This is a genomic window from Bradyrhizobium sp. Arg237L, assembly GCF_029990105.1.
Lineage (GTDB): Bacteria > Pseudomonadota > Alphaproteobacteria > Rhizobiales > Xanthobacteraceae > Bradyrhizobium.
On record NZ_JAQMIL010000023.1, the window covers coordinates 61,088 to 80,380 of the forward strand.

A 19,293-nucleotide genomic window follows, 5' to 3' on the forward strand; every position below is an offset into this window, starting at 1 on the left:
GCCCGGCGCAGGCGCCGGGCAGAACAATGGGATAGGCTAGCGGTCGGATCGCCCGATCGGATCGCCGGGGTGGACGAAGAATGGCGTCACTGAAAGACATGCGGGTCCGCATCGCCTCGACCAAGGCGACGCAGAAGATCACCAAGGCCATGCAGATGGTGGCGGCGTCAAAGCTGCGCCGCGCGCAGACCGCTGCCGAGGCCGCTCGGCCCTATGCAGACAAGATGGGCGCCGTGATCGGCAATATCGCCAGCGCCGCCGCAGGCTCGCCCGGCGCGCCGGCGCTGCTCGCCGGGACGGGCAGGGACCAGGTGCATCTGCTCCTGGTCTGCACCGGCGAACGTGGCCTTTGCGGCGCGTTCAACTCCGCGATCGTGCGGTTGGCGCGCGAGCACGCGCTGTCGCTGCTCGGTCAGGGCAAGGAAGTCAAATTCTTCTGCGTCGGCCGCAAGGGCTATGAGCAGCTTCGCCGCCTGTTCGAACGGCAGATCGTCGAGCATATCGACCTGCGCGCGGTGCGGCAGCTCGGCTTCGTCAATGCCGAGGACATCGCCAAGAAAGTACTGGCGCGCTTCGATGCCAGCGAATTCGACGTCTGCACGCTGTTCTATTCGCAGTTCAAGTCGGTGATCGCGCAAGTCCCGACCGCGCAGCAGGTCATTCCGCTGGTGGTGGAAACGCCGGCCGGAAACGGCGGCGCTGCGACCGCTTACGAATACGAGCCGGAAGAGGACGAGATCCTCGCCAACCTGTTGCCGCGCAACCTCGCGGTGCAGGTCTTCCGCGCACTCCTGGAAAACAACGCCTCGTTCTACGGCGCGCAGATGAGCGCGATGGACAACGCGACCCGCAACGCCGGTGAAATGATCCGCAAGCAGACGCTGGTCTACAACCGAACCCGTCAGGCGATGATCACCAAGGAACTGATCGAAATCATTTCCGGCGCCGAGGCGGTCTAACCAAGGGAGCGCGAAATGGCTTACGTCACATCGGCTACCACCAAGGGCGGACGCAACGGCCGCTCCATGCTCGACAATGGCGGGCTGGCGCTCGCAATGGCACTGCCGAAGGAATTGGGCGGCGCCGGCGACGGCCACAATCCCGAGCAGCTTTTTGCGCTGGGCTATTCGGCCTGCTTTGGCCAGGCCATCCTCGTGGTCGCCAAGAACCATGGCGTCGACGGCCAGGCGGCAAAGGTCACCGCCGACGTGACGCTCAAGACCGATGGCGGCTTTTCGCTCGCCGTCGAACTCAAGGTTTCAATCCCAGGCGCGGACAAGGCCAAGGTCCAGGCGCTGGTCGAGGAAGCTCACACGGTGTGCCCGTATTCGAAGGCCACCAAAGGTAATATCCCGGTCAAGCTGACCGTGGTCTGAAATTCGGATCGAAGGAGACAGAGTAAATGGCTACAGCAGCCAACCAGATCGGTCGCGTCACCCAGGTTATGGGCGCCGTCGTCGACGTCCAGTTCGAGGGCCACCTGCCGGCGATTCTCAACTCGCTGGAAACCAAGAACGGTGGCAGCCGTCTCGTGCTCGAGGTGGCGCAGCATCTCGGCGAATCCACCGTGCGGACGATCGCGATGGATACGACCGAAGGTCTGGTGCGCGGCCAGGAAGTGACCGATACCGGCGAGCCGATCAGGGTGCCGGTCGGCGTCGGCACGCTCGGCCGCATCATCAACGTCATCGGCGAGCCGATCGACGAAGCCGGCCCGATCAAGGCCGAAGACGTGCGTGCGATCCACCAGGAGGCGCCGAGCTATACCGACCAGTCGACCGAGGCGGAAATTCTCGTCACCGGCATCAAGGTCGTCGATTTGCTCGCGCCTTACGCCAAGGGCGGCAAGATCGGCCTGTTCGGCGGCGCCGGCGTCGGCAAGACCGTGCTGATCCAGGAGCTGATCAATAACGTCGCGAAAGCCCACGGCGGTTACTCGGTGTTCGCCGGCGTCGGCGAGCGCACCCGCGAAGGCAACGACCTCTATCACGAGTTCATCGAGTCCAAGGTCAACGCGGACCCGCGCAATCCCGATCCGAGCGTGCAGTCGAAATGCGCGCTGGTGTTCGGCCAGATGAATGAACCGCCGGGCGCACGCGCGCGCGTCGGCCTCACCGGCCTCACGGTGGCCGAGCATTTCCGCGACCAGGGTCAGGACGTGCTGTTCTTCGTCGACAACATCTTCCGCTTCACGCAGGCCGGCTCCGAAGTGTCGGCGCTGCTCGGCCGCATCCCGTCGGCGGTGGGTTACCAGCCGACGCTTGCGACCGACATGGGTGCGCTGCAGGAGCGTATCACCACCACCCAGAAGGGCTCGATCACTTCGGTGCAGGCGATCTACGTGCCGGCCGACGACTTGACCGACCCGGCGCCGGCGACCTCCTTCGCCCATTTGGACGCCACCACCGTGCTGTCGCGCGCGATCTCGGAGAAGGGCATCTACCCGGCGGTGGATCCGCTCGACTCGACCTCGCGCATGCTGTCGCCGCTGGTCGTCGGCGAGGAGCATTACAACACCGCGCGCATGGTGCAGCAGGTGCTCCAGCGCTATAAGTCGCTGCAGGACATCATCGCCATCCTCGGCATGGACGAACTTTCGGAAGAGGACAAGCTGACGGTGGCCCGCGCCCGCAAGATCGAGCGCTTCCTGTCGCAGCCCTTCCATGTTGCCGAAGTCTTCACCGGCTCGCCGGGCAAGTTCGTCGAGCTCGCCGACACCATCAAGGGCTTCCGCGGCCTGTGCGAAGGCAAGTACGACCACCTGCCGGAGGCTGCCTTCTACATGGTCGGCACCATCGAAGAGGCGGTCGAGAAGGGCAAGAAGCTGGCTGCCGAAGCAGCTTAAGGGGCGAATGGCGAATAGGGAGTGGCGAGTTAGCGCTGGCTCCCCGACTTCGCCACTCACCATTCGCTATTCGCTATTCGCAGGTACACCATGGCCACCTTCCACTTCGATCTCGTCTCCCCCGAAGCGCTCGCTTTCTCCGGCGAGGTCGATCAGGTCGACGTTCCCGGCGCGGAAGGTGATTTCGGCGTGCTCGCCGGTCACGCACCGGTCGTGGCGGCAGTCCGTCCGGGCATCCTGACCATCACGACCGGCGCCACGCATCAGAAGATGGTGGTGCTCGGCGGTCTGGCCGAAGTCTCCGACAATCGCCTGACCGTGCTCGCCGATGTCGCGACCTCGATCCAGGAGGTCGATCGCGCCCAGTTCAGGGAAACCATCGCTGAGATGGAAGAAAATCTGAAAGAGAAGCACGGCTCGGAGCTCGACCGCGAAATCGAGCGGCTCGACCATTTCAAGAGTATCGAGCACATCCTCAACGCAACCGCTATGCACTAGGCCCCGGTGCACTGCGCCGGGGCCGAACAAAAATCTTGAACGACCCGGCGTCCGTCACATCGTGGCGGGCGAAAGTTTCCGAGCCGCCGAATTTCAGCATTGCGCTCGCCTAGCGGCGCTTCGCCCTGCTTGAGACCGCGGCGTTGGCATCCACCGCCGGCGCCAAGCGACTCGCGGAACGCTCTTGTCATCGATCAGAAGTCCATCGGCGGCATTGTAGGCGTCTGCTCGGACTTCTTCGGCTTGTCGGCGACCAATGCTTCCGTCGTGATCAGGAGCGAGGCAACCGATGCCGCGTCCTGCAATGCGGTGCGAACCACCTTCGCCGGATCGATCACGCCGGCGCGTACCAGGTCCTCGTACTCGCCGGTCGCGGCATTGAAGCCCCAACTATAGTCGGCGCGCTCCAGGAGCTTGCCGACCACCAGCGAACCGTCCTCGCCGGCATTCTCGACGATCTGGCGCGCCGGTATCTGTAAGGCGCGACGCACGATTTCGACACCGGCCTTCTGATCGGCATTGGTAATCTTGATCCTCTCCAGCGCCTTCGAGGCGCGCAGCAGCGCCACGCCGCCGCCGGGAAGGATGCCTTCCTCGACTGCCGCGCGGGTGGCGTGCAGCGCGTCCTCGACCCGGTCCTTGCGCTCCTTCACCTCTATTTCGGTCGCGCCGCCGACCCGGATCACGGCGACGCCCCCGGCGAGTTTGGCCAGCCGCTCTTCCAGCTTCTCCCGATCATAGTCGGAGGTGGTTTCTTCGATCTGCGCCCTGATCTGGGCGGCCCGTGCCTCGATGTCCTTCTTGGCGCCGGAGCCATCGACGATGGTCGTACTCTCCTTTTCGATCACGACCTTCTTGGCACGGCCGATCATGTTCAGCGTGACATTCTCGAGCTTGATGCCGAGATCCTCCGAGATCGCGGTGCCGCCGGTGAGGATGGCGATATCCTCGAGCATCGCTTTGCGGCGATCGCCGAAACCCGGCGCCTTCACCGCGGCGACCTTCAAGCCGCCGCGCAGCTTGTTGACGACGAGCGTCGCCAGCGCCTCGCCCTCGATGTCCTCAGCGACGATGAGCACCGGCTTGCCGGACTGCACCACCGCTTCCAGCAGCGGCAACATCGATTGCAGCGTGACCAGCTTCTTCTCGTGAGTGAGGACATAGGGCTCTTCGAGCTCGACCTTCATCTTCTCGGCATTGGTGACGAAATAGGGCGAGATGTAGCCGCGGTCGAACTGCATGCCCTCGACCACTTCCAGCTCGGTGTTGAGGCTCTTTGCCTCCTCGACCGTGATCACGCCTTCATTGCCGACCTTCTGCATCGCATCGGCAAGGAAGCGGCCGATCTCGGCATCTCCGTTGGCGGAGATGGTGCCGACCTGGGCGATCTCATCATTGGAGATGATCTTCCTGGCATGGGCCTTGAGGTCGGCGACGATCGCGTCGACCGCGAGGTCGATGCCGCGCTTCAGATCCATTGGATTCATGCCGGCGGCGACCGACTTGGCGCCCTCCCTGACGATCGCCTGTGCGAGCACAGTTGCGGTGGTGGTGCCGTCACCCGCGATGTCGCTGGTCTTGGACGCGACTTCCCGCACCATCTGTGCGCCCATGTTCTCGAACTTGTCCTCGAGCTCGATCTCCTTGGCGACGGTGACGCCATCCTTGGTGATGCGCGGTGCTCCAAAGGATTTTTCCAGCACGACGTTGCGGCCCTTCGGTCCGAGCGTCACCCTGACCGCATTCGCCAGCAGATCTACGCCACGCAGCATGCGCTCGCGGGCTTCGGTTGAGAACTTCACGTCTTTCGCGGCCATGACGTTTTCTCCTCTCCCCTTGATGGATCAACTGCGTTCTATCGTCCTTGCTTGAGCATCGTCGTTTTCGGGAAAGCGGTATCCACTTTTTCCGGATCGTACTCTAAGCGGCCTTCCGCGCGGCCTCGGTCGTCCGGCCTGGGCCGAGAGGATTGCTCTCCTCCATGATGTCACAGGACCGGGAAGCCGGGAACCCGTCCCGGGGGCGGAGGTCGGGTAGAGCCGGCCCAGAGGCGCAGCGGCCCGACCAGAGGAACGATGGTGAGGTGCAGGCGTTCATCTAACCAAAGGGCGGGCGTTTCTATGGATAGATCAGCCGCAGGTAGTGAACTCGCGCAGGCAGCGCAGTTGCTGCGTCGCTCCGCCGTTCGCGAAGGCAGGCCATTTCCCTTAGGCGCCAGCTGGGATGGCCTTGGTGTCAACTTCGCGCTGTTTTCAGCGCACGCCACCAAGGTGGAGCTGTGCCTGTTCGATGACACAGGCCAAACCGAGGTCGAGCGGCTCGAGCTTCCCGAATATACCGACGAAGTCTGGCACGGCTATCTGCCGACCGCGCGTCCAGGATTGGTTTATGCCTATCGCGTCCATGGTCCCTATGAACCGGACGCCGGCCATCGCTTCAATCCGAACAAGCTGGTGATCGACCCCTACGCCCGGCAATTGGTCGGACAGCTGCAATGGGGCCCTGAACTGTTCGGCTACAAGATCGGCGATCCCGACAACGACAAATCGTTTGATGACCGCGACAATGTCCATCTCGTGCAGAAGTGCCGGGTGATCGATCCCGCTTTCACCTGGGGGCGTGACCGCAAGCCCGCGACACCGTGGGAGCGCACCATCATCTACGAGATGCATGTGAAAGGCTTCACCAAGCTGCATCCATTGGTGCCGGAGGCCGATCGCGGCACGTTCGCCGGCCTCGCCTGCCCAAACGTATCAGCGTATCTGCGCTCGCTCGGCGTCACCAGCGCCGAGCTGCTGCCGATGCATGCCTTTGTCGACGACAGCTATCTGGTCGACAAGGGTCTGCGCAATTATTGGGGCTACAACTCGCTCGCTTTTTTCGCGCCGGATCCGCGCTATCTGCGCACGCTCTGGGCGACCGAGTTCAAGGAGATGGTCAACCAATTCCATGCCCACGGCATCGAGGTGATCCTCGACGTGGTCTATAACCACACTGCCGAAGGCAACGAGCTCGGACCGACGCTGTCCTTCAAGGGCATCGATAACGCGAGCTATTATCGGCTGCTGCCCGATCAGAAGCGCTACTACGTCAACGATACCGGTACCGGAAACACCGTCAATCTATCGCACCAGCGCGTGCTGCAGATGGTCGCCGACTCCTTGCGTTATTGGGCAACGGAGATGCGCGTCGACGGCTTCCGTTTCGATCTTGCCACCATTCTCGCACGCGAACCCTACGGCTTCGACGAGGGCGGCAGCTTCCTCGATGCCTGTCGGCAGGACCCGGTGCTCTCCAGCGTCAAGCTGATCGCGGAGCCATGGGACATCGGCCCCGGCGGCTACCAGGTCGGCCAGTTCGCGCCGGGCTGGGCGGAATGGAACGACAAATTCCGCGACACCGTGCGAAGCTTCTGGAAGGGGGATGCCGGACAGGTCGCCGATTTCGTCAAGCGCATCACCGGGTCGGGAGACCTGTTCAACAAGCGCGGCCGCAAACCGTGGGCGAGCGTCAACTTTGTCACCGCCCATGATGGCTTCACCCTCAACGATCTGGTCTCGTACAACGACAAGCACAACGAGGCCAATGGGGAGAACAACCAGGACGGCCATTCCAACAATTACTCGTGGAATCACGGCGTCGAAGGTCCAACACAGGATGCGGAGATTGTCGCGCTGCGCGAGCGGCAGAAGCGCAATTTCCTTGCCACGATGATCTTGTCGCACGGCACGCCGATGCTGCTCGCCGGCGACGAATTCGGTCACAGCCAGAAGGGCAACAACAACGCCTATGCGCAGGACAACGAGACCACTTGGCTCGATTGGATGAAGATATCGCCTGGAGGGCGCGCCTTGCGCGAATTCACGCGAAAGCTGATCGCGATGCGCAAGGCGTTTCCGATCCTTTATCGGAGCCGTTTTCTGATCGGCACTCACAATGAGGAGCTTGATGTCAAGGACGTGACCTGGCTCGCCCCGTCGGGCGAGGAAATGACCGTCGAGCAGTGGCAGGACGGCAATGTGCGCTGTTTTGGATTGCTGCTTGATGGTCGCGCCCAGGAGACCGGCATCAAACGCCGCGGATCGGACGCGACCCTGTTGTTGATCTACAACGCCCATTTCGACGTCGTGAACTTTACGCTGCCGAAAGTCCCGGAAGGACAGCACTGGCAGGGGCTGATCGACACCAACCAGCCGGAAGGGCAACTGCCGAGCTTTCCGTTCGGCCACGTCTATGCCGTGACCGGACGCTCGATGCTGGCGTTCGGTCTCGCGAGCGAAGACAGCGCCATGCGCCGCTTGCGGCATGGCATCGGCACCATCCTTGATGTCGCCGAGCTCCCGCTATCCGAGTAATGGGTTCACCTGGACGAGGTGAGGTTCCGCAATCCGGTCTCAGCGCGCTTGCGCAAAGGCGGCGAAGCTGCCGGCGACATGCCGGTACACTTCGCGGCGGAACGGCACGACGAGGTCGGGGACGCGGTCGAGCTGCTCCCAGCGCCAGGCGTCGAATTCGGCCGGCTGTCCGTTGCGCGGTGTCAGCGGGTCGATCTCCGCGTCGCGCCCGGTGAAGCGCAGCGCGAACCATTTTTGCCGCTGTCCGTGGAATTTGCCGAGACGATGCGGCGGTCCGTTGTAAGGCGGGAATTCGTAAGTGACCCAGTCGGTCTCGCCGAGATAGTCGGCGGAGACCGCACCCGTCTCCTCCCAGAGTTCACGCATGACCGTTTGGCGCGGTTCTTCGCCAGCATCGATGCCGCCCTGCGGCATCTGCCATTCGAGCCCGGGAAGGATGATTTCCGGACCATCGTCCCGGAAGCGATGGCCGATCAGCACGCGGCCGGACATGTTGAACAGCGCGATCCCGACATTGGGGCGGTATAGCTTTTCCTCGGACATTCCTATCGGCCCGCGAGCCTGGAAAACTCTTGCACCACGCGCTCGTAGACCGGCCGCTTGAACGGCACAATCAATTCGGGGAGATTCTTCATCGGCTCCCAGCGCCAGTTCGAGAACTCGGCCTTGTGGCCTCCGCCGCCGGGACGTTCCACGTCGATCTCATTGTCCTTCCCGGTGAAGCGCACCGCGAACCATTTCTGGCGCTGGCCGCGATAACGGCCTTTCCAGGCGCGCCCTGCGACCGTGCGCGGAATATCGTAGATCAGCCAGTCGTCGACTTCGCCGAGCCTCTCGACCGAGCGGACGCTGGTCTCCTCGTAGAGCTCGCGCTTGGCGGCTTCCCAGACGTCTTCACCGGGATCCACGCCGCCTTGCGGCATCTGCCAGATGTGGGTGTCGTCGACATGCTCGATGCCGCCGGCGCGGCGTCCGATAAAGACCAGCCCGTCTCGGTTGAGCAGCATCACGCCGACGCAGGTCCGGTAAGGCAGCTCTTCGTAACGCGTCATTCGATCAGGACTCCCAGAGGGTGATCGGGAACCAGTGGGAATTGGTTGTCCAAAACGATCACGCTCCAACAAAAAGACGAGACCATGACCCGATATCATCCTCGCGGATCATGATCTGCAAGACGGGCGGGGTCCGGAAGTCGCGCCATCAGGTTGATGCTCTAGCCCGATTTTGATTTCAGCATCGCGGTTGTCAATGGCACAAGCAGGATGCCGCGCGCCTCGAGCGTCTTGGTCCAGGCCGCGAGGCGCTCGATCGAAATCGGCAGCGCCGAGGCCACGCCGACCGCGACCCCGCGTTCCCTGGCGAGCGTCTCGAGCTTGACCAGCATGCGGTCGATCTCCACCGACGTCGGAACCGCATCGATGGTGAAATCGGCTTTGGCAAAGGGCAGCGCCTGGCCAGCGGCGAGCGAGGCTGCGACGCTGCGTGGCGTGGCGCCGTCGTCGAAATAGCTCAAACCGCGCTTGGCCGCTTCGCGCATGATCGGCTGCATCACCGGATCGGTCGCCACGAAACGGGCGCCCATGAAATTGGCGATGCCGGCATAGCCCTGGATGCGGCTGAAGTGCCAATAGAGCCGGTCGAGATTCTGCTCCGCGTTCAGGGTCGTGAGCAGGGTCTGGGGGCCGGGATCATTGTCCGGGTAATCGAACGGCTCCATCGGGACTTGCAGCAGGATCTCGTGGCGCTGCGCACGCGCCCGTTCGGCAAGCTTTGTCGGATCGGCGCCATAAGGCGTGAAGGCCAGCGTCACCGCCGGCGGCAGTTTCGTGATGGCGTCGGTGGTTTTGGCGGCGCCGACGCCGAGCCCCCCGACCACGATCGCCACCACGGGCGTTTTTGCCGCCTTGGCGCGGTCGGCATCGGCCGCATAGACCGTAAACGGCCTCAAGCCGTCGGCGACCATCGGGATCATGCCATAGCGCGATTTTTCCAGAAGGCGCTGGTCAATGCCGGCCATCGGCCCTGGCGCGGCGTCGGACTCGGCCTTGTCGGTGGCATCGCCGCCGATCACGACGTCATGCCGCGCGCCGCTTGAGCCGTCGATGATGGTGACCGTCTTGCTCTCGCCGGAAGCCTGCCTGGGCGGCGATTTCGCTGCAGGCTCGGCGGCAGGGCCGGCCGCCGCGGGTTTTTCCTCCGCCACCGGCGCCTTGCGCAAGGCGATATGGGCGATCGGCTCGCCGCCGAGCGGATCGTCGTTGAACAAGGCGATACCGGCGAAGGTTACCAGGATCAGGCCGAGCATCACCGCCAGCGCCTGCGTGGCCGTGAACGGCACCTGGAACCGGCGTTTTTTGGCCACGGTTTCCTGTCCGAGCGGTGCGCTCAGTTCGTCGGCCGCCTCTGCCATGAACCCCCCGAATCAGATCCGCCGACGATAGCACGTGGCAGCCGGTTGCAGAGAAGGTCGGCCCTGTAGCCCGGGTGAAGCGCAGCGTAACCCGGGGGCGCTCTTAGACGCGGATACAGCGGTCCCGGGTTACGCTGCGCTTCACCCGGGCAACGGCACCTTCCAAATAAAAAGGGCGGCCGAAAGGGCCGCCCTTGGTCTGAATTCGCGGTGGCCGATCAGTTCGCGGCCTTGCTGCCCGGCTTGTTGTCGACCGCAGCCTTGTCGCCGTTCGCGGGCGGCGGCGCCGAACTCGCCGTGGACTTGATGCCATGCAGGAGGTCGTCGGCCAGCTTGAGCGCCTTGTCGTCCTTGGCGTCCGGCGGCACGTAGGACTGCGAGCCGGTCTTCTCGTCGCCGTCGGACTTCAGATGGCCGCGCAGCGAGGCCTCACCCTTGGTGTCGGTCCGGGCCTTCAGTTCATCCGGCACGTCCTGCAGCACCTCGATGTCGGGCACGATGCCCTTGGCCTGGATCGACTTGCCGGATGGCGTGTAGTAGCGCGCGGTGGTCAGCCGCAGCGCGCCATTGCCGCTGCCGAGCGGGATGATGGTCTGGACCGAGCCCTTGCCGAACGAGCGGGTGCCGACCAGCGTCGCCCGCTTGTGGTCCTGCAACGCGCCGGCGACGATTTCGGAGGCCGAGGCCGAGCCGCCGTTGATCAGCACGATGACCGGCTTGCCCTTGGTCAGGTCGCCCGCATGGGCGGCGCGGCGCTGGGTTTCCTCGGCATTGCGGCCGCGGGTCGAAACGATCTCGCCGCGCTCCAGGAAGGCGTCGGACACCGTCACGGCTTCCTCCAGCAGGCCGCCCGGGTTGTTGCGGAGGTCGATGACGTAGCCCTTCAGCTTGTCGCCGATCTGGCTCGAGAGATTCGCGATCTCCTTCTTGAGGCCCTCGGTGGTCTGCTCATTGAAGGTGGTGATGCGGATATAGGCGATGTCGTCGGCCTCGACGCGGGCACGCACCGAGCGGACACGGATGTTGTCGCGCACCAGCGTGACCTCGATCGGACTGTCCTGGCCCTTGCGGACGATCTTCAGCCGGATCTTGGTGTTCACCGGCCCGCGCATCTTCTCGACGGCCTGGTTGAGGGTCAGGCCCTGCACCGCCTCGTCGTCGAGCGTGGTGATGATGTCGTTGGCCATAATGCCGGCCTTCGATGCCGGGGTATCGTCGATCGGGGAGACGACCTTGATCAGCCCGTCCTCCATCGTGACCTCGATGCCGAGCCCGCCGAACTCGCCGCGGGTCTGCACCTGCATGTCGCGGAAGCTCTTGGCGTCCATGTAGCTCGAGTGCGGATCAAGCCCGGCCAGCATGCCGCTGATCGCGGATTCCACGAGCTTGCTGTCATCGGGCTTCTCGACATAGTCGCTGCGCACGCGCTCGAACACGTCGCCGAACAGATTGAGCTGGCGGTAGGTGTCCGAGGTCGCGGCGCGCGCGCTTGATCCCATCAGCACGGCGCGCGGTTGGGTAACGAACAGCGTCAACGCTGCACCGCATGCGGCGCTGAGGAGAATTACAGAAGTCTTGCGCATCATCCGCGAACCTTTTCGCCTTCATTTGCGGCCCACCATGGGCCTGGATCAATTGGAGTGCCGTCCTTACGGAACTCGACATAGAGCACGGGTTGGCTCGCGTTTGTTGCGAAAATGGACGCAACCTGGGATGTGGACCCCATGGTCGCGACCGGCTCCCCCGTAAGTACAAACTGGCCGATGTTTACCGAAATACGCTCCATCCCGGCGATCAAAACATGATACCCGCCCCCGGCGTTGAGGATCAAGAGTTGACCGTAGCTTCGGAAGGGTCCGGCATAGACGACCCAGCCGTCACACGGGGTTGTGACCTGGGCGCCGGGCAGCGCCGCCAAAGAAATGCCTTTTTGCACGCCGCCAGCACCGTCAGAGCCGCCAAAATCTCGAATCCTGGTACCGTTAACGGGATAGGCGAACAGGCCCTTGGCCGAGGCAAAGGCGACCGCCGGGCTCAGCCGCGCCGAATCCTTCAAAGCGCCCAGATTGGGCTTTCCGTTCGGGGCGGCGGGCGTGCCCTGGAGGTTGGCGGTGGCGGCCGCTTTTGCGGCGCTCTTCAGATCCTGTTCCATCTTGGCGATCAGGCCCTGCAGGTCGTCGACCTGCTTGGACAGGGCGATGGCCCGCGCGCCTTCCGCTGCCATGTCCTTTTCGATCGCGCTCTGCTGGCGTTGCCGCTCCTCGACAAGCGCCGCGAGCCGGACCTGGTCTTCCCTCAGCTTGTCGCGGTCGCGCGCCATCGCATCGCGTTCGCTGGCGATGGTCTTGCGCAATGCAACCAGCTCGCCGAGGTCGGCGGTCAGCTTCTCCGCGCGCCCCCGCAATTCAGGTACGACCGCACCGAGCAGCATCGCGGTTCGCAGCGACTGCAATGCGTCTTCTGGCCGCACCAGGAGCGCCGGCGGCGTGCGCCGGCCGGCACGTTGCAGCGCCGCCAGCACCTCGATGATCTCGGCGCGGCGTGAATCGAGCGAGGTGCGGATCTCCTGCTCGCGGCTGTCGAGCGGGCGCAGCCGCGCCTCCGCATCGACGATTCGGCCTTCGACCCGGCGCACCTGGCCCGCAATGTCGATGATCTGCTGGTTGAGCTTGCTGCGGTCCTGGCCGATCGCGGCAATGTCGGCCTTCAATTTCTCCTGCAGCTCGGTAGCTTTTCGTTGCTGCTCGCGGGCGGCCTCAAGCTCCTGCTCCCGCTGCTTGATGATATCGGGCGAAGGCGCGGTTGCCGCGCTCTGTTGCTGTTGCGGCGGAGTCTGCGCGACTGCGGTTGCGGCAAGGCTTGCCGACAACAATACGACCGGAAGGGGAAGCCAGGACGCCGGATACCGGCCGCGGCGCGCGGCGTCGGGATAACGGTGAGGGTCGCGCAGCGACGGCATCGGATTGTTCAGCGCTTTCTGTTGTCGGTTCACGCGCGATGATAGGGGTGGCCGGCCAAAATGGTTGCCGCCCGATAAATCTGTTCCAGAAGCATGACCCGGACCATCTGGTGCGGCCAGGTCGCCGCGCCGAATGCGACGCGCAGCTTGGCCTTGCGCTGCAAATCAGGCGAAAGTCCGTCGGCGCCGCCGATGACGAAAATAGTGTTGGCGACCGATTGGTCCCGCCAGCGCCCGAGATACCCTGCAAATGCGGCGCTGTCGACGTTCTCGCCGCGCTCATCCAGCGCCACGAGCACATGCTTTTCCGGGATCAACGCCGAGATCGCCGCCGCTTCCTCGGCCATCCTTGTTGCGGCATCGCGCGCGCGGCTTTCCGAAATTTCATGAACGTCCAGGCCGCGGAAGCCGAGCTTGCGGCCGATATCGTCGAAGCGCTCGCGATAGCGCTCCGCCAGTTCCCGCTCCGGACCCTGCTTCAATCGGCCGACTGCGACGACGACTAACCGCATTAACGCATGTTAGCATGCGCCTCGGCCGATTTGCATCGGCTCAGAGATCTAGACCGCCGCGACCGGGCTTTGCGTCCACAACCGCTCGAGATTGTAGAATTCGCGCACCTCGGGCCTGAACACGTGCACGATCACATCGCCGGAATCGATCAGCACCCAGTCGCAATTGGGCAAGCCTTCGACATGGATTTTGCTGATGCCGTTTTCCTTCAGGGCTTTGGTCACGTTCTCCGCGATCGCACCGACGTGCCGGTTGGCCCGGCCCGAGGTGATGACCATGTAGTCGGAGTATGCTGATTTGCCGCGAAGGTCGATGGTGACCGTTTCTTCCGCCTTCATATCGTCGAGGCGGGAGAGGATCATATTCAGGGTCTCGTCGGCGTCGCCTTGCGCCTTCAAGGCCGCAGTTTCGGTCGATGTTTTACGCGCAGGTTTTGCTGCCTTGTTAGCTACCTTGGGTAAAACAGACTTGGACAATACAGGTGTGGCCAGGGACCATTCCTTTCACTGTATCGCGAACGCCGAATCTCGGTGCCCGCCGCCTATACTACGCATGTGGGGTTAAGGGTTTCAATATTCCAGTAAGCCCCACACCACTTGCCGCATGATCCACCTCGAGCATGCGCTAGACCGTCCTCCAGCTCCCGTCTGGGTTCCGAAGGCCGGTCGAAGACAGATTGGATTTCATGCCGGTGAGAAAGACCCAGGCCGGCGCCTGCTGATCCGCCAGCCGGGGCGCCTGATTCTCGGGCAGACGATAGCGGGCAAGCGCCTGTGCGGCGGGCGCGGCGAGCGCGCGGAAACTTTGTGGCGGACGGTCGATCACGGCGATCGGCACATCGGCGGCGATGCGCCGCCAGTCTTTCCAACGGTGGAACTGCGCGAGGTTATCGGCGCCCATGATCCAGACAAAATGCACGCCGGAAACGCGGCGCCGCAAATGGATGATCGTGTCAACAGTGTAGCGCGTGCCGATGACAGCTTCGAGACAGCTCACATCGATGCGGGGATCGTCAGCCACTTTCAGTGCGGCTGCGGCGCGCTCGGCGAGCGCATGCAGGCCGTCGTGATTCTTGAGCGGGTTGCCCGGCGTGAGCAGCCACCAGACGCGGTCGAGCTGCAGCCGCTTGAGCGCGAACTGGCTGATGGCGCGATGCGCGGCATGCGGCGGATTGAAGGAGCCGCCGAGCAGGCCGATGCGCATTCCGTTGGTGTAGAACGGAAGCGCCTGCGCGACCGATGGCGACGCGATCTGGGCTGGCTTCAACGGGATCACAAGTTTGGCTTCACGGCCGCGTCTGTCCGGTGCCGTGGATGCGATACTTGAAGCTTGTCAGTTGCTCGGCGCCGACCGGCCCACGGGCGTGGAATTTGCCGGTGGCTATCCCGATCTCCGCGCCGAAGCCGAATTCGCCGCCGTCGGCGAATTGCGTCGAGGCGTTGTGCAGCACGATCGCGGAGTCGACCTCGTTGAGGAATTTCTCGGCAACAGCCTTATCCTCCGTCACGACGGCGTCGGTGTGCCGCGAGCCGTGCTGGTGGATATGCGCGATCGCCTCATCCACGCCGTCGACGATTCGGGCCGCGATGATCGCGTCCTCATATTCGGTGTCCCAATCTTCCTCTGTCGCTGCCTTCACGCGGGCATCGACGCGCTGCACCGTCTCGTCGCCGCGCACCTCGCAGCCGGCATCGATCAGCATCTCGACCAGCGGTTTCAAGCTGGCGGAGGCGCCGGCGCGATCGACCAGCAGCGTCTCGGCCGCGCCGCAGACGCCGGGACGCCGCATCTTGGCGTTCAGCACGATCGACTTCGCCATCTCGAGATTGGCGGAGCGGTCGACATAGACGTGGTTGACGCCCTCGAGATGGGCGAACACCGGCACGCGCGCTTCCGCTTCCACGCGCGCGACCAAACTCTTGCCGCCGCGCGGCACGATCACGTCGACGCCGCCGTTCAACCCCGTGAGCAATAGCCCCACCGCGGCGCGGTCGCGGGTCGGCACCAGCGTGATCGCAGCTTCCGGCAGGCCGGCCTCGCGCAGGCCCTGCACCAGGCAGTCATGAATCGCGCGGCAGGAGCGGAAACTGTCGGAGCCGCCGCGCAGGATCACGGCGTTGCCGGACTTCAGGCACAGCACGCCGGCGTCCGCCGCGACATTGGGGCGGCTCTCGAAGATCACGGCGATGACGCCGAGCGGCACGCGGACGCGTTCGATGGTCATGCCGTTCGGCCGCTGCCAGCTCTCGGTGACGGCGCCCACCGGATCGGGAATGTTGCGCACGGTGGCGACGCCGTCGGCCATCGCATCGACGCGCGCATGCGTCAGCGTCAAGCGGTCGACGAACGCCGGGGTCGCACCGCTCGCTCGCGCCTCGGCGACATCCTCGGTATTGGCGGCAAGGATGGCCGGCGCGTTCTCGCGGATGGCACGCTCGATGGCTGCAAGCGCCCGGTTCTTCTGCTCGGGCGGCGCAAGCGCCAGCACGCGCGCGGCGGCACGCGCTTGTGTCGCGAGTTCATTCATCAGGGTCGGCAGATCGGCGTTACCGTCGATCGCCTTGAGCGGCGCAGTCATGGGGTGTCCCAGCGTTCTGTTAAGGCCATGGTCTAGCACGGAAATCGGGGTCTTGGCGAGGCGAGGAACCGGCATGGCAGGCGGGCGAGCCCTGACGTCGGCCAGTGGCCGAGCTTGGCGGCAGGGTTCTTGCCCTCTGTGAGGAATATCATTAAATATCATTTATTGATATCCGCGGGTACGACCATGGCCACCAGCTACAGCATCGGCAAGCATTTCGAGGACATGATCCACGGCCTGATCGAGAGCGGCCGCTATTCGACGGCGAGTGAGGTCTTGCGCGATGGCCTGCGCCTGATCGAAGAGCGCGAAGAGCGCCGCAAGGCCAAGCTCGAAGCGCTGCGCGCCGAGATCCAGAAAGGTTTTGATAGCGGTCCGGCGGAGGAAGTCGATATCCACGAAATGATGGAATCTGTGAAAGCGCGGGGACGGCAATTATTGGCCGCGCGGAAACGTGGCGAATAGATTTCGTAAGCTTCCACAAGCCGATCGCGACCTCGATTCGATTTGGACTTTCATCGCGGGCGATTCGGTCAGCGCCGCCAACAGGCAGATTGATCGTATCGGTGAAATCTTCGAAATGCTCGTACAGAACCCGCTGTCGGGCCGTGCGCGTCCGGAATTGCGGCGAAATCTGCGCAGCTTTCCTGTCGGGAGCTATATTGTTTTTTACGTCCCGTTGCCCGACGGCATCGAGGTCGTTCGGGTGATGAGCGCTCGGAGAGATATCGACCCGGACGACATGCTTTGGCGATCAGGCCGGATCGACAATCCTCGGACCGCCCACCACCAGATCGTCCCGGTGGATCATCTCCGCCCGGCCGCTGATCCCGAGGATGGCCATCACGTCGGGGGAAGAGCGGCCCTTGATCTTCTCGGCGTCGTCGGCGTCGTAGGCGACGAGGCCGCGGCCGATCTCATGGGTATCGGGGCCGCGGACGATCACCGCATCGCCGCGGGCGAACTGGCCGTCGATCCGGATCACGCCGGCCGGCAGCAGGCTCTTTCCTGCCCGCAGCGCGGCCACCGCGCCGGCGTCGATGGTCAGCGTGCCCTTCGGTTCCAGCGAGCCCGCGATCCAGCGCTTGCGCGCGGTGATCGGGTTGGCCGGCGTCAGGAACCAGGTGCAGCGGCCGCCGTCCGCGATCGCCTGCAAGGGATGCTCGATCTTGCCAGAGGCGATCAGCATATGGGTGCCGCCGGTGGTCGCGATCTTCGCGGCCTCAATCTTGGTGCGCATGCCGCCGCGCGACAGCTCGGATCCGGCTTCACCCGCCATCGCCTCGATCTCCGCGCTGATGCTTTCGACCACCGGGATCAGTTTTGCGTTGGGGTTATTGGCCGGCGGCGCGTCATAGAGGCCGTCGATATCAGACAGCAGGACCAGGAGATCCGCGCTCGCCATGGTGGCGACGCGGGCGGCGAGGCGGTCGTTGTCGCCATAGCGGATCTCGTTGGTGGCGACCGTATCGTTCTCGTTGATCACCGGCACCGCGCGCCATTCCAGGAGCTTTGCGATGGTCGATCGCGCGTTCAGATAGCGGCGGCGCTCCTCGGTATCCTGCAGCGTGACCAGGATCTGCCCGGCGCGAATCCCGTGATCGCCAAGCACTTCGGACCAGATCCGTGCCAGCGCGATCTGGCCTACGGCGGCCGCACCTTGGCTCTCATCGAGCTTGAGCGGCCCGCGCGGAAGCCTCAACCGGCTGCGCCCGAGCGCGATCGAGCCGGACGAAACGATCAGCACCTCTCGGCCTTCCCCGTGCAGCTTGGCGATATCGGCAGCCAGCGCCGACAGCCATGACGCCTTGACCTCGCCAGCCTCGGAATCGATCAGGAGCGATGAGCCGACCTTGACGACGATGCGGCGAAAACGGTTGAGCGCGGGGCGTTTCATGGTTTGATCAGAGACGGAGCGGCGGTTGCGAAGCAATACGCGCCACCCCCTTACTTTGGAAGCGGCGCACGGGAAAGAGCGTTAAGGGAACATCAACCCTGCGGGCCGAACAGGCCTTGGAATCAGCCCTGCGGCGTCGGTTGCGCCCAGGGTTCGGCATCAGTGCTGCTTTTGGCCTTGGCCGATACCGGCGCCTCGCCGATCACCTCGACCAGCGCCTTCAACGCGTCCGGGATGCCCTCGCCGGTGGCGGCGGAGACGAGCAGCGGCGTCTTCTTGGCCGCCCGCTTCAGCCGGTCCTTCTGCTTCTTCAATTCGTCCGCTGCGACCGCATCGATCTTGTTCAGCGCGACGATCTCGATCTTCTCGGCGAGATGGCCCTCATAGGCCTCGAGTTCGGTGCGGACCGTCTTGTAGGCCTTACCCGCATGCTCGCAGGTGGCGTCGATCAGGTGCAACAGCACGCGGCAGCGCTCGACATGGCCCAAAAAACGGTCGCCGAGGCCGGCGCCCTCATGCGCGCCCTCGATCAGCCCGGGGATGTCGGCGAGCACGAATTCGCGGCCCTGCGCGCTCACGACGCCGAGCTGCGGGTGCAGCGTGGTGAAGGGATAGTCCGCGATCTTCGGCTTGGCGGCACTGACCACGGAGAGAAAGGTCGATTTGCCGGCGTTCGGCAATCCGACCACGCCCGCATCGGCGATCAGTTTCAGGCGGAGCCAGATCCAGCGTTCCTCGCCCGGCAGGCCGGGATTGGCATTACGCGGGGCGCGGTTGGTGGACGACTTGAAATGCGCGTTTCCGAACCCGCCATTGCCGCCTTCGGCCAGCACGAACTTCTCGCCGAGCTTGGTGAAATCGTGGATCAGCGTCTCGCGATCCTCGTCGAGGACCTGGGTTCCCACCGGCACCTTCAGCACGATCGATTTGCCGGCGGCGCCATGGCGGTCCTTGCCCATGCCGTTGGTGCCTTTTTGGGCCTTGAAATGTTGCTGGTAGCGGTAGTCGATCAGCGTGTTCAGCCCGTCGACCGCCTCGATGATGACGTCGCCGCCGCGGCCGCCATTGCCCCCGGAGGGCCCGCCGAACTCGATGAACTTCTCGCGCCGGAACGCGACGCAGCCGTTGCCGCCGTCGCCGGAGCGAATATAGACCTTTGCTTCATCGAGGAATTTCATGAGCCTACCATAGCGTTTTCGAGCGAAGTGGATACCGGTTCGCGCCAGAAAACGCGTCGA

Annotated in this window: 18 protein-coding genes and 1 pseudogene; 7 read left to right on the forward strand and 12 right to left on the reverse strand. The window is 64.0% G+C overall.

What is annotated here, in order from left to right:
• The first annotated feature begins 80 nt into the window (after window positions 1-80).
• The 4 genes from OZ411_RS16340 to OZ411_RS16355 all read left to right on the forward strand — a co-directional run bounded on the left by OZ411_RS16340 (window position 81) and on the right by OZ411_RS16355 (window position 3,343).
• Window positions 81-959: a F0F1 ATP synthase subunit gamma gene (locus tag OZ411_RS16340; protein WP_282528789.1), complete on the forward strand. Its 879-nt coding sequence runs from the start codon at window positions 81-83 to the stop codon at window positions 957-959.
• Window positions 960-974: 15 nt separating this feature from the next.
• Window positions 975-1,376, forward strand: a complete 402-nt coding sequence (locus OZ411_RS16345; protein WP_130579677.1) for an organic hydroperoxide resistance protein — start codon at window positions 975-977, stop codon at window positions 1,374-1,376.
• A gap of 26 nt (window positions 1,377-1,402) precedes the next feature.
• The gene (gene atpD, locus OZ411_RS16350; RefSeq protein WP_282528790.1) at window positions 1,403-2,845 is read left to right on the forward strand and encodes a F0F1 ATP synthase subunit beta; all 1,443 of its coding nucleotides are present in this window, start codon (window positions 1,403-1,405) and stop codon (window positions 2,843-2,845) included.
• A 90-nt stretch (window positions 2,846-2,935) separates the two neighbouring features.
• A complete protein-coding gene (locus OZ411_RS16355) occupies window positions 2,936-3,343 on the forward strand; it encodes a F0F1 ATP synthase subunit epsilon (RefSeq protein ID WP_282528791.1) in 408 nt (135 codons plus the stop codon).
• A gap of 194 nt (window positions 3,344-3,537) precedes the next feature.
• Here the strand turns inward: OZ411_RS16355 and groL are convergent, their stop codons facing one another.
• Window positions 3,538-5,160, reverse strand: a complete 1,623-nt coding sequence (gene groL / locus OZ411_RS16360; RefSeq protein WP_282528792.1) for a chaperonin GroEL — start codon at window positions 5,158-5,160, stop codon at window positions 3,538-3,540.
• A 303-nt stretch (window positions 5,161-5,463) separates the two neighbouring features.
• Between groL and glgX the strand changes: the two genes are divergently transcribed.
• Window positions 5,464-7,698 (forward strand): glycogen debranching protein GlgX, encoded by a 2,235-nt coding sequence (glgX, locus tag OZ411_RS16365; protein WP_282528793.1) that lies wholly within the window; start codon window positions 5,464-5,466, stop codon window positions 7,696-7,698.
• Between the two features lie 39 nt (window positions 7,699-7,737).
• Here the strand turns inward: glgX and OZ411_RS16370 are convergent, their stop codons facing one another.
• The 9 genes from OZ411_RS16370 to OZ411_RS16410 form a co-directional block, all read right to left on the reverse strand.
• Window positions 7,738-8,241 carry an RNA pyrophosphohydrolase gene (locus tag OZ411_RS16370; RefSeq protein WP_282528794.1) on the reverse strand — a complete coding sequence of 168 codons (504 nt, stop codon included), beginning with the start codon at window positions 8,239-8,241 and terminating at the stop codon, window positions 7,738-7,740.
• A gap of 2 nt (window positions 8,242-8,243) precedes the next feature.
• Window positions 8,244-8,750 carry an RNA pyrophosphohydrolase gene (locus tag OZ411_RS16375; RefSeq protein WP_282528795.1) on the reverse strand — a complete coding sequence of 169 codons (507 nt, stop codon included), beginning with the start codon at window positions 8,748-8,750 and terminating at the stop codon, window positions 8,244-8,246.
• Between the two features lie 161 nt (window positions 8,751-8,911).
• Window positions 8,912-10,108, reverse strand: coding sequence for a divergent polysaccharide deacetylase family protein (locus OZ411_RS16380; protein WP_282528796.1), 1,197 nt, complete (start codon window positions 10,106-10,108; stop codon window positions 8,912-8,914).
• A gap of 218 nt (window positions 10,109-10,326) precedes the next feature.
• Window positions 10,327-11,694 (reverse strand): S41 family peptidase, encoded by a 1,368-nt coding sequence (locus OZ411_RS16385; protein WP_282528797.1) that lies wholly within the window; start codon window positions 11,692-11,694, stop codon window positions 10,327-10,329.
• Window positions 11,691-13,067, reverse strand: a complete 1,377-nt coding sequence (locus OZ411_RS16390) for a peptidoglycan DD-metalloendopeptidase family protein (protein WP_282528823.1) — start codon at window positions 13,065-13,067, stop codon at window positions 11,691-11,693. Before OZ411_RS16390 ends, OZ411_RS16385 begins: the two co-directional genes overlap by 4 nt.
• Window positions 13,068-13,096: 29 nt before the next feature.
• Window positions 13,097-13,579: a 23S rRNA (pseudouridine(1915)-N(3))-methyltransferase RlmH gene (gene rlmH / locus OZ411_RS16395; protein WP_282528798.1), complete on the reverse strand. Its 483-nt coding sequence runs from the start codon at window positions 13,577-13,579 to the stop codon at window positions 13,097-13,099.
• A 48-nt stretch (window positions 13,580-13,627) separates the two neighbouring features.
• Entirely contained in the window at window positions 13,628-13,978 is a 351-nt protein-coding gene (rsfS, locus tag OZ411_RS16400) for a ribosome silencing factor (RefSeq protein ID WP_282528799.1), read from the reverse strand.
• Between the two features lie 226 nt (window positions 13,979-14,204).
• Window positions 14,205-14,831, reverse strand: a complete 627-nt coding sequence (locus OZ411_RS16405; protein WP_282528824.1) for a nicotinate-nucleotide adenylyltransferase — start codon at window positions 14,829-14,831, stop codon at window positions 14,205-14,207.
• Window positions 14,832-14,865: 34 nt separating this feature from the next.
• Window positions 14,866-16,158 (reverse strand): glutamate-5-semialdehyde dehydrogenase, encoded by a 1,293-nt coding sequence (locus OZ411_RS16410; protein WP_282528800.1) that lies wholly within the window; start codon window positions 16,156-16,158, stop codon window positions 14,866-14,868.
• A gap of 114 nt (window positions 16,159-16,272) precedes the next feature.
• On the opposite strand from OZ411_RS16410, the gene OZ411_RS16415 reads away from it, so the two are divergent.
• Together OZ411_RS16415 and OZ411_RS16420 are read left to right on the forward strand one after the other, a co-directional pair.
• Window positions 16,273-16,623, forward strand: coding sequence for a type II toxin-antitoxin system ParD family antitoxin (locus OZ411_RS16415; protein WP_349017017.1), 351 nt, complete (start codon window positions 16,273-16,275; stop codon window positions 16,621-16,623).
• Window positions 16,613-16,873, forward strand: a pseudogene (locus OZ411_RS16420) (type II toxin-antitoxin system RelE/ParE family toxin); the annotation flags it as partial. The gene OZ411_RS16415 and the pseudogene OZ411_RS16420, both read left to right, overlap by 11 nt.
• A gap of 39 nt (window positions 16,874-16,912) precedes the next feature.
• On the opposite strand, the gene proB reads toward OZ411_RS16420, so the two are convergent.
• Window positions 16,913-18,055, reverse strand: coding sequence for a glutamate 5-kinase (gene proB / locus OZ411_RS16425; protein WP_282528801.1), 1,143 nt, complete (start codon window positions 18,053-18,055; stop codon window positions 16,913-16,915).
• A 122-nt stretch (window positions 18,056-18,177) separates the two neighbouring features.
• The gene (gene obgE, locus OZ411_RS16430) at window positions 18,178-19,233 is read right to left on the reverse strand and encodes a GTPase ObgE (RefSeq protein WP_282528802.1); all 1,056 of its coding nucleotides are present in this window, start codon (window positions 19,231-19,233) and stop codon (window positions 18,178-18,180) included.
• Between the last annotated feature and the right edge of the window lie 60 nt (window positions 19,234-19,293).

What these genes read in the sequence shown, in the direction of transcription:
- OZ411_RS16340 (WP_282528789.1), top strand. Translation starts at nt 81, where the DNA reads ATGGCGTCACTGAAAGACATGCGGGTCCGCATCGCCTCGACCAAGGCG.
- OZ411_RS16345 (WP_130579677.1), top strand. Translation starts at nt 975, where the DNA reads ATGGCTTACGTCACATCGGCTACCACCAAGGGCGGACGCAACGGCCGC.
- atpD (WP_282528790.1), top strand. Translation starts at nt 1,403, where the DNA reads ATGGCTACAGCAGCCAACCAGATCGGTCGCGTCACCCAGGTTATGGGC.
- OZ411_RS16355 (WP_282528791.1), top strand. Translation starts at nt 2,936, where the DNA reads ATGGCCACCTTCCACTTCGATCTCGTCTCCCCCGAAGCGCTCGCTTTC.
- groL (WP_282528792.1), bottom strand. Translation starts at nt 5,160, where the DNA reads ATGGCCGCGAAAGACGTGAAGTTCTCAACCGAAGCCCGCGAGCGCATG.
- glgX (WP_282528793.1), top strand. Translation starts at nt 5,464, where the DNA reads ATGGATAGATCAGCCGCAGGTAGTGAACTCGCGCAGGCAGCGCAGTTG.
- OZ411_RS16370 (WP_282528794.1), bottom strand. Translation starts at nt 8,241, where the DNA reads ATGTCCGAGGAAAAGCTATACCGCCCCAATGTCGGGATCGCGCTGTTC.
- OZ411_RS16375 (WP_282528795.1), bottom strand. Translation starts at nt 8,750, where the DNA reads ATGACGCGTTACGAAGAGCTGCCTTACCGGACCTGCGTCGGCGTGATG.
- OZ411_RS16380 (WP_282528796.1), bottom strand. Translation starts at nt 10,108, where the DNA reads ATGGCAGAGGCGGCCGACGAACTGAGCGCACCGCTCGGACAGGAAACC.
- OZ411_RS16385 (WP_282528797.1), bottom strand. Translation starts at nt 11,694, where the DNA reads ATGATGCGCAAGACTTCTGTAATTCTCCTCAGCGCCGCATGCGGTGCA.
- OZ411_RS16390 (WP_282528823.1), bottom strand. Translation starts at nt 13,067, where the DNA reads ATGCCGTCGCTGCGCGACCCTCACCGTTATCCCGACGCCGCGCGCCGC.
- rlmH (WP_282528798.1), bottom strand. Translation starts at nt 13,579, where the DNA reads ATGCGGTTAGTCGTCGTCGCAGTCGGCCGATTGAAGCAGGGTCCGGAG.
- OZ411_RS16410 (WP_282528800.1), bottom strand. Translation starts at nt 16,158, where the DNA reads ATGACTGCGCCGCTCAAGGCGATCGACGGTAACGCCGATCTGCCGACC.
- proB (WP_282528801.1), bottom strand. Translation starts at nt 18,055, where the DNA reads ATGAAACGCCCCGCGCTCAACCGTTTTCGCCGCATCGTCGTCAAGGTC.
- obgE (WP_282528802.1), bottom strand. Translation starts at nt 19,233, where the DNA reads ATGAAATTCCTCGATGAAGCAAAGGTCTATATTCGCTCCGGCGACGGC.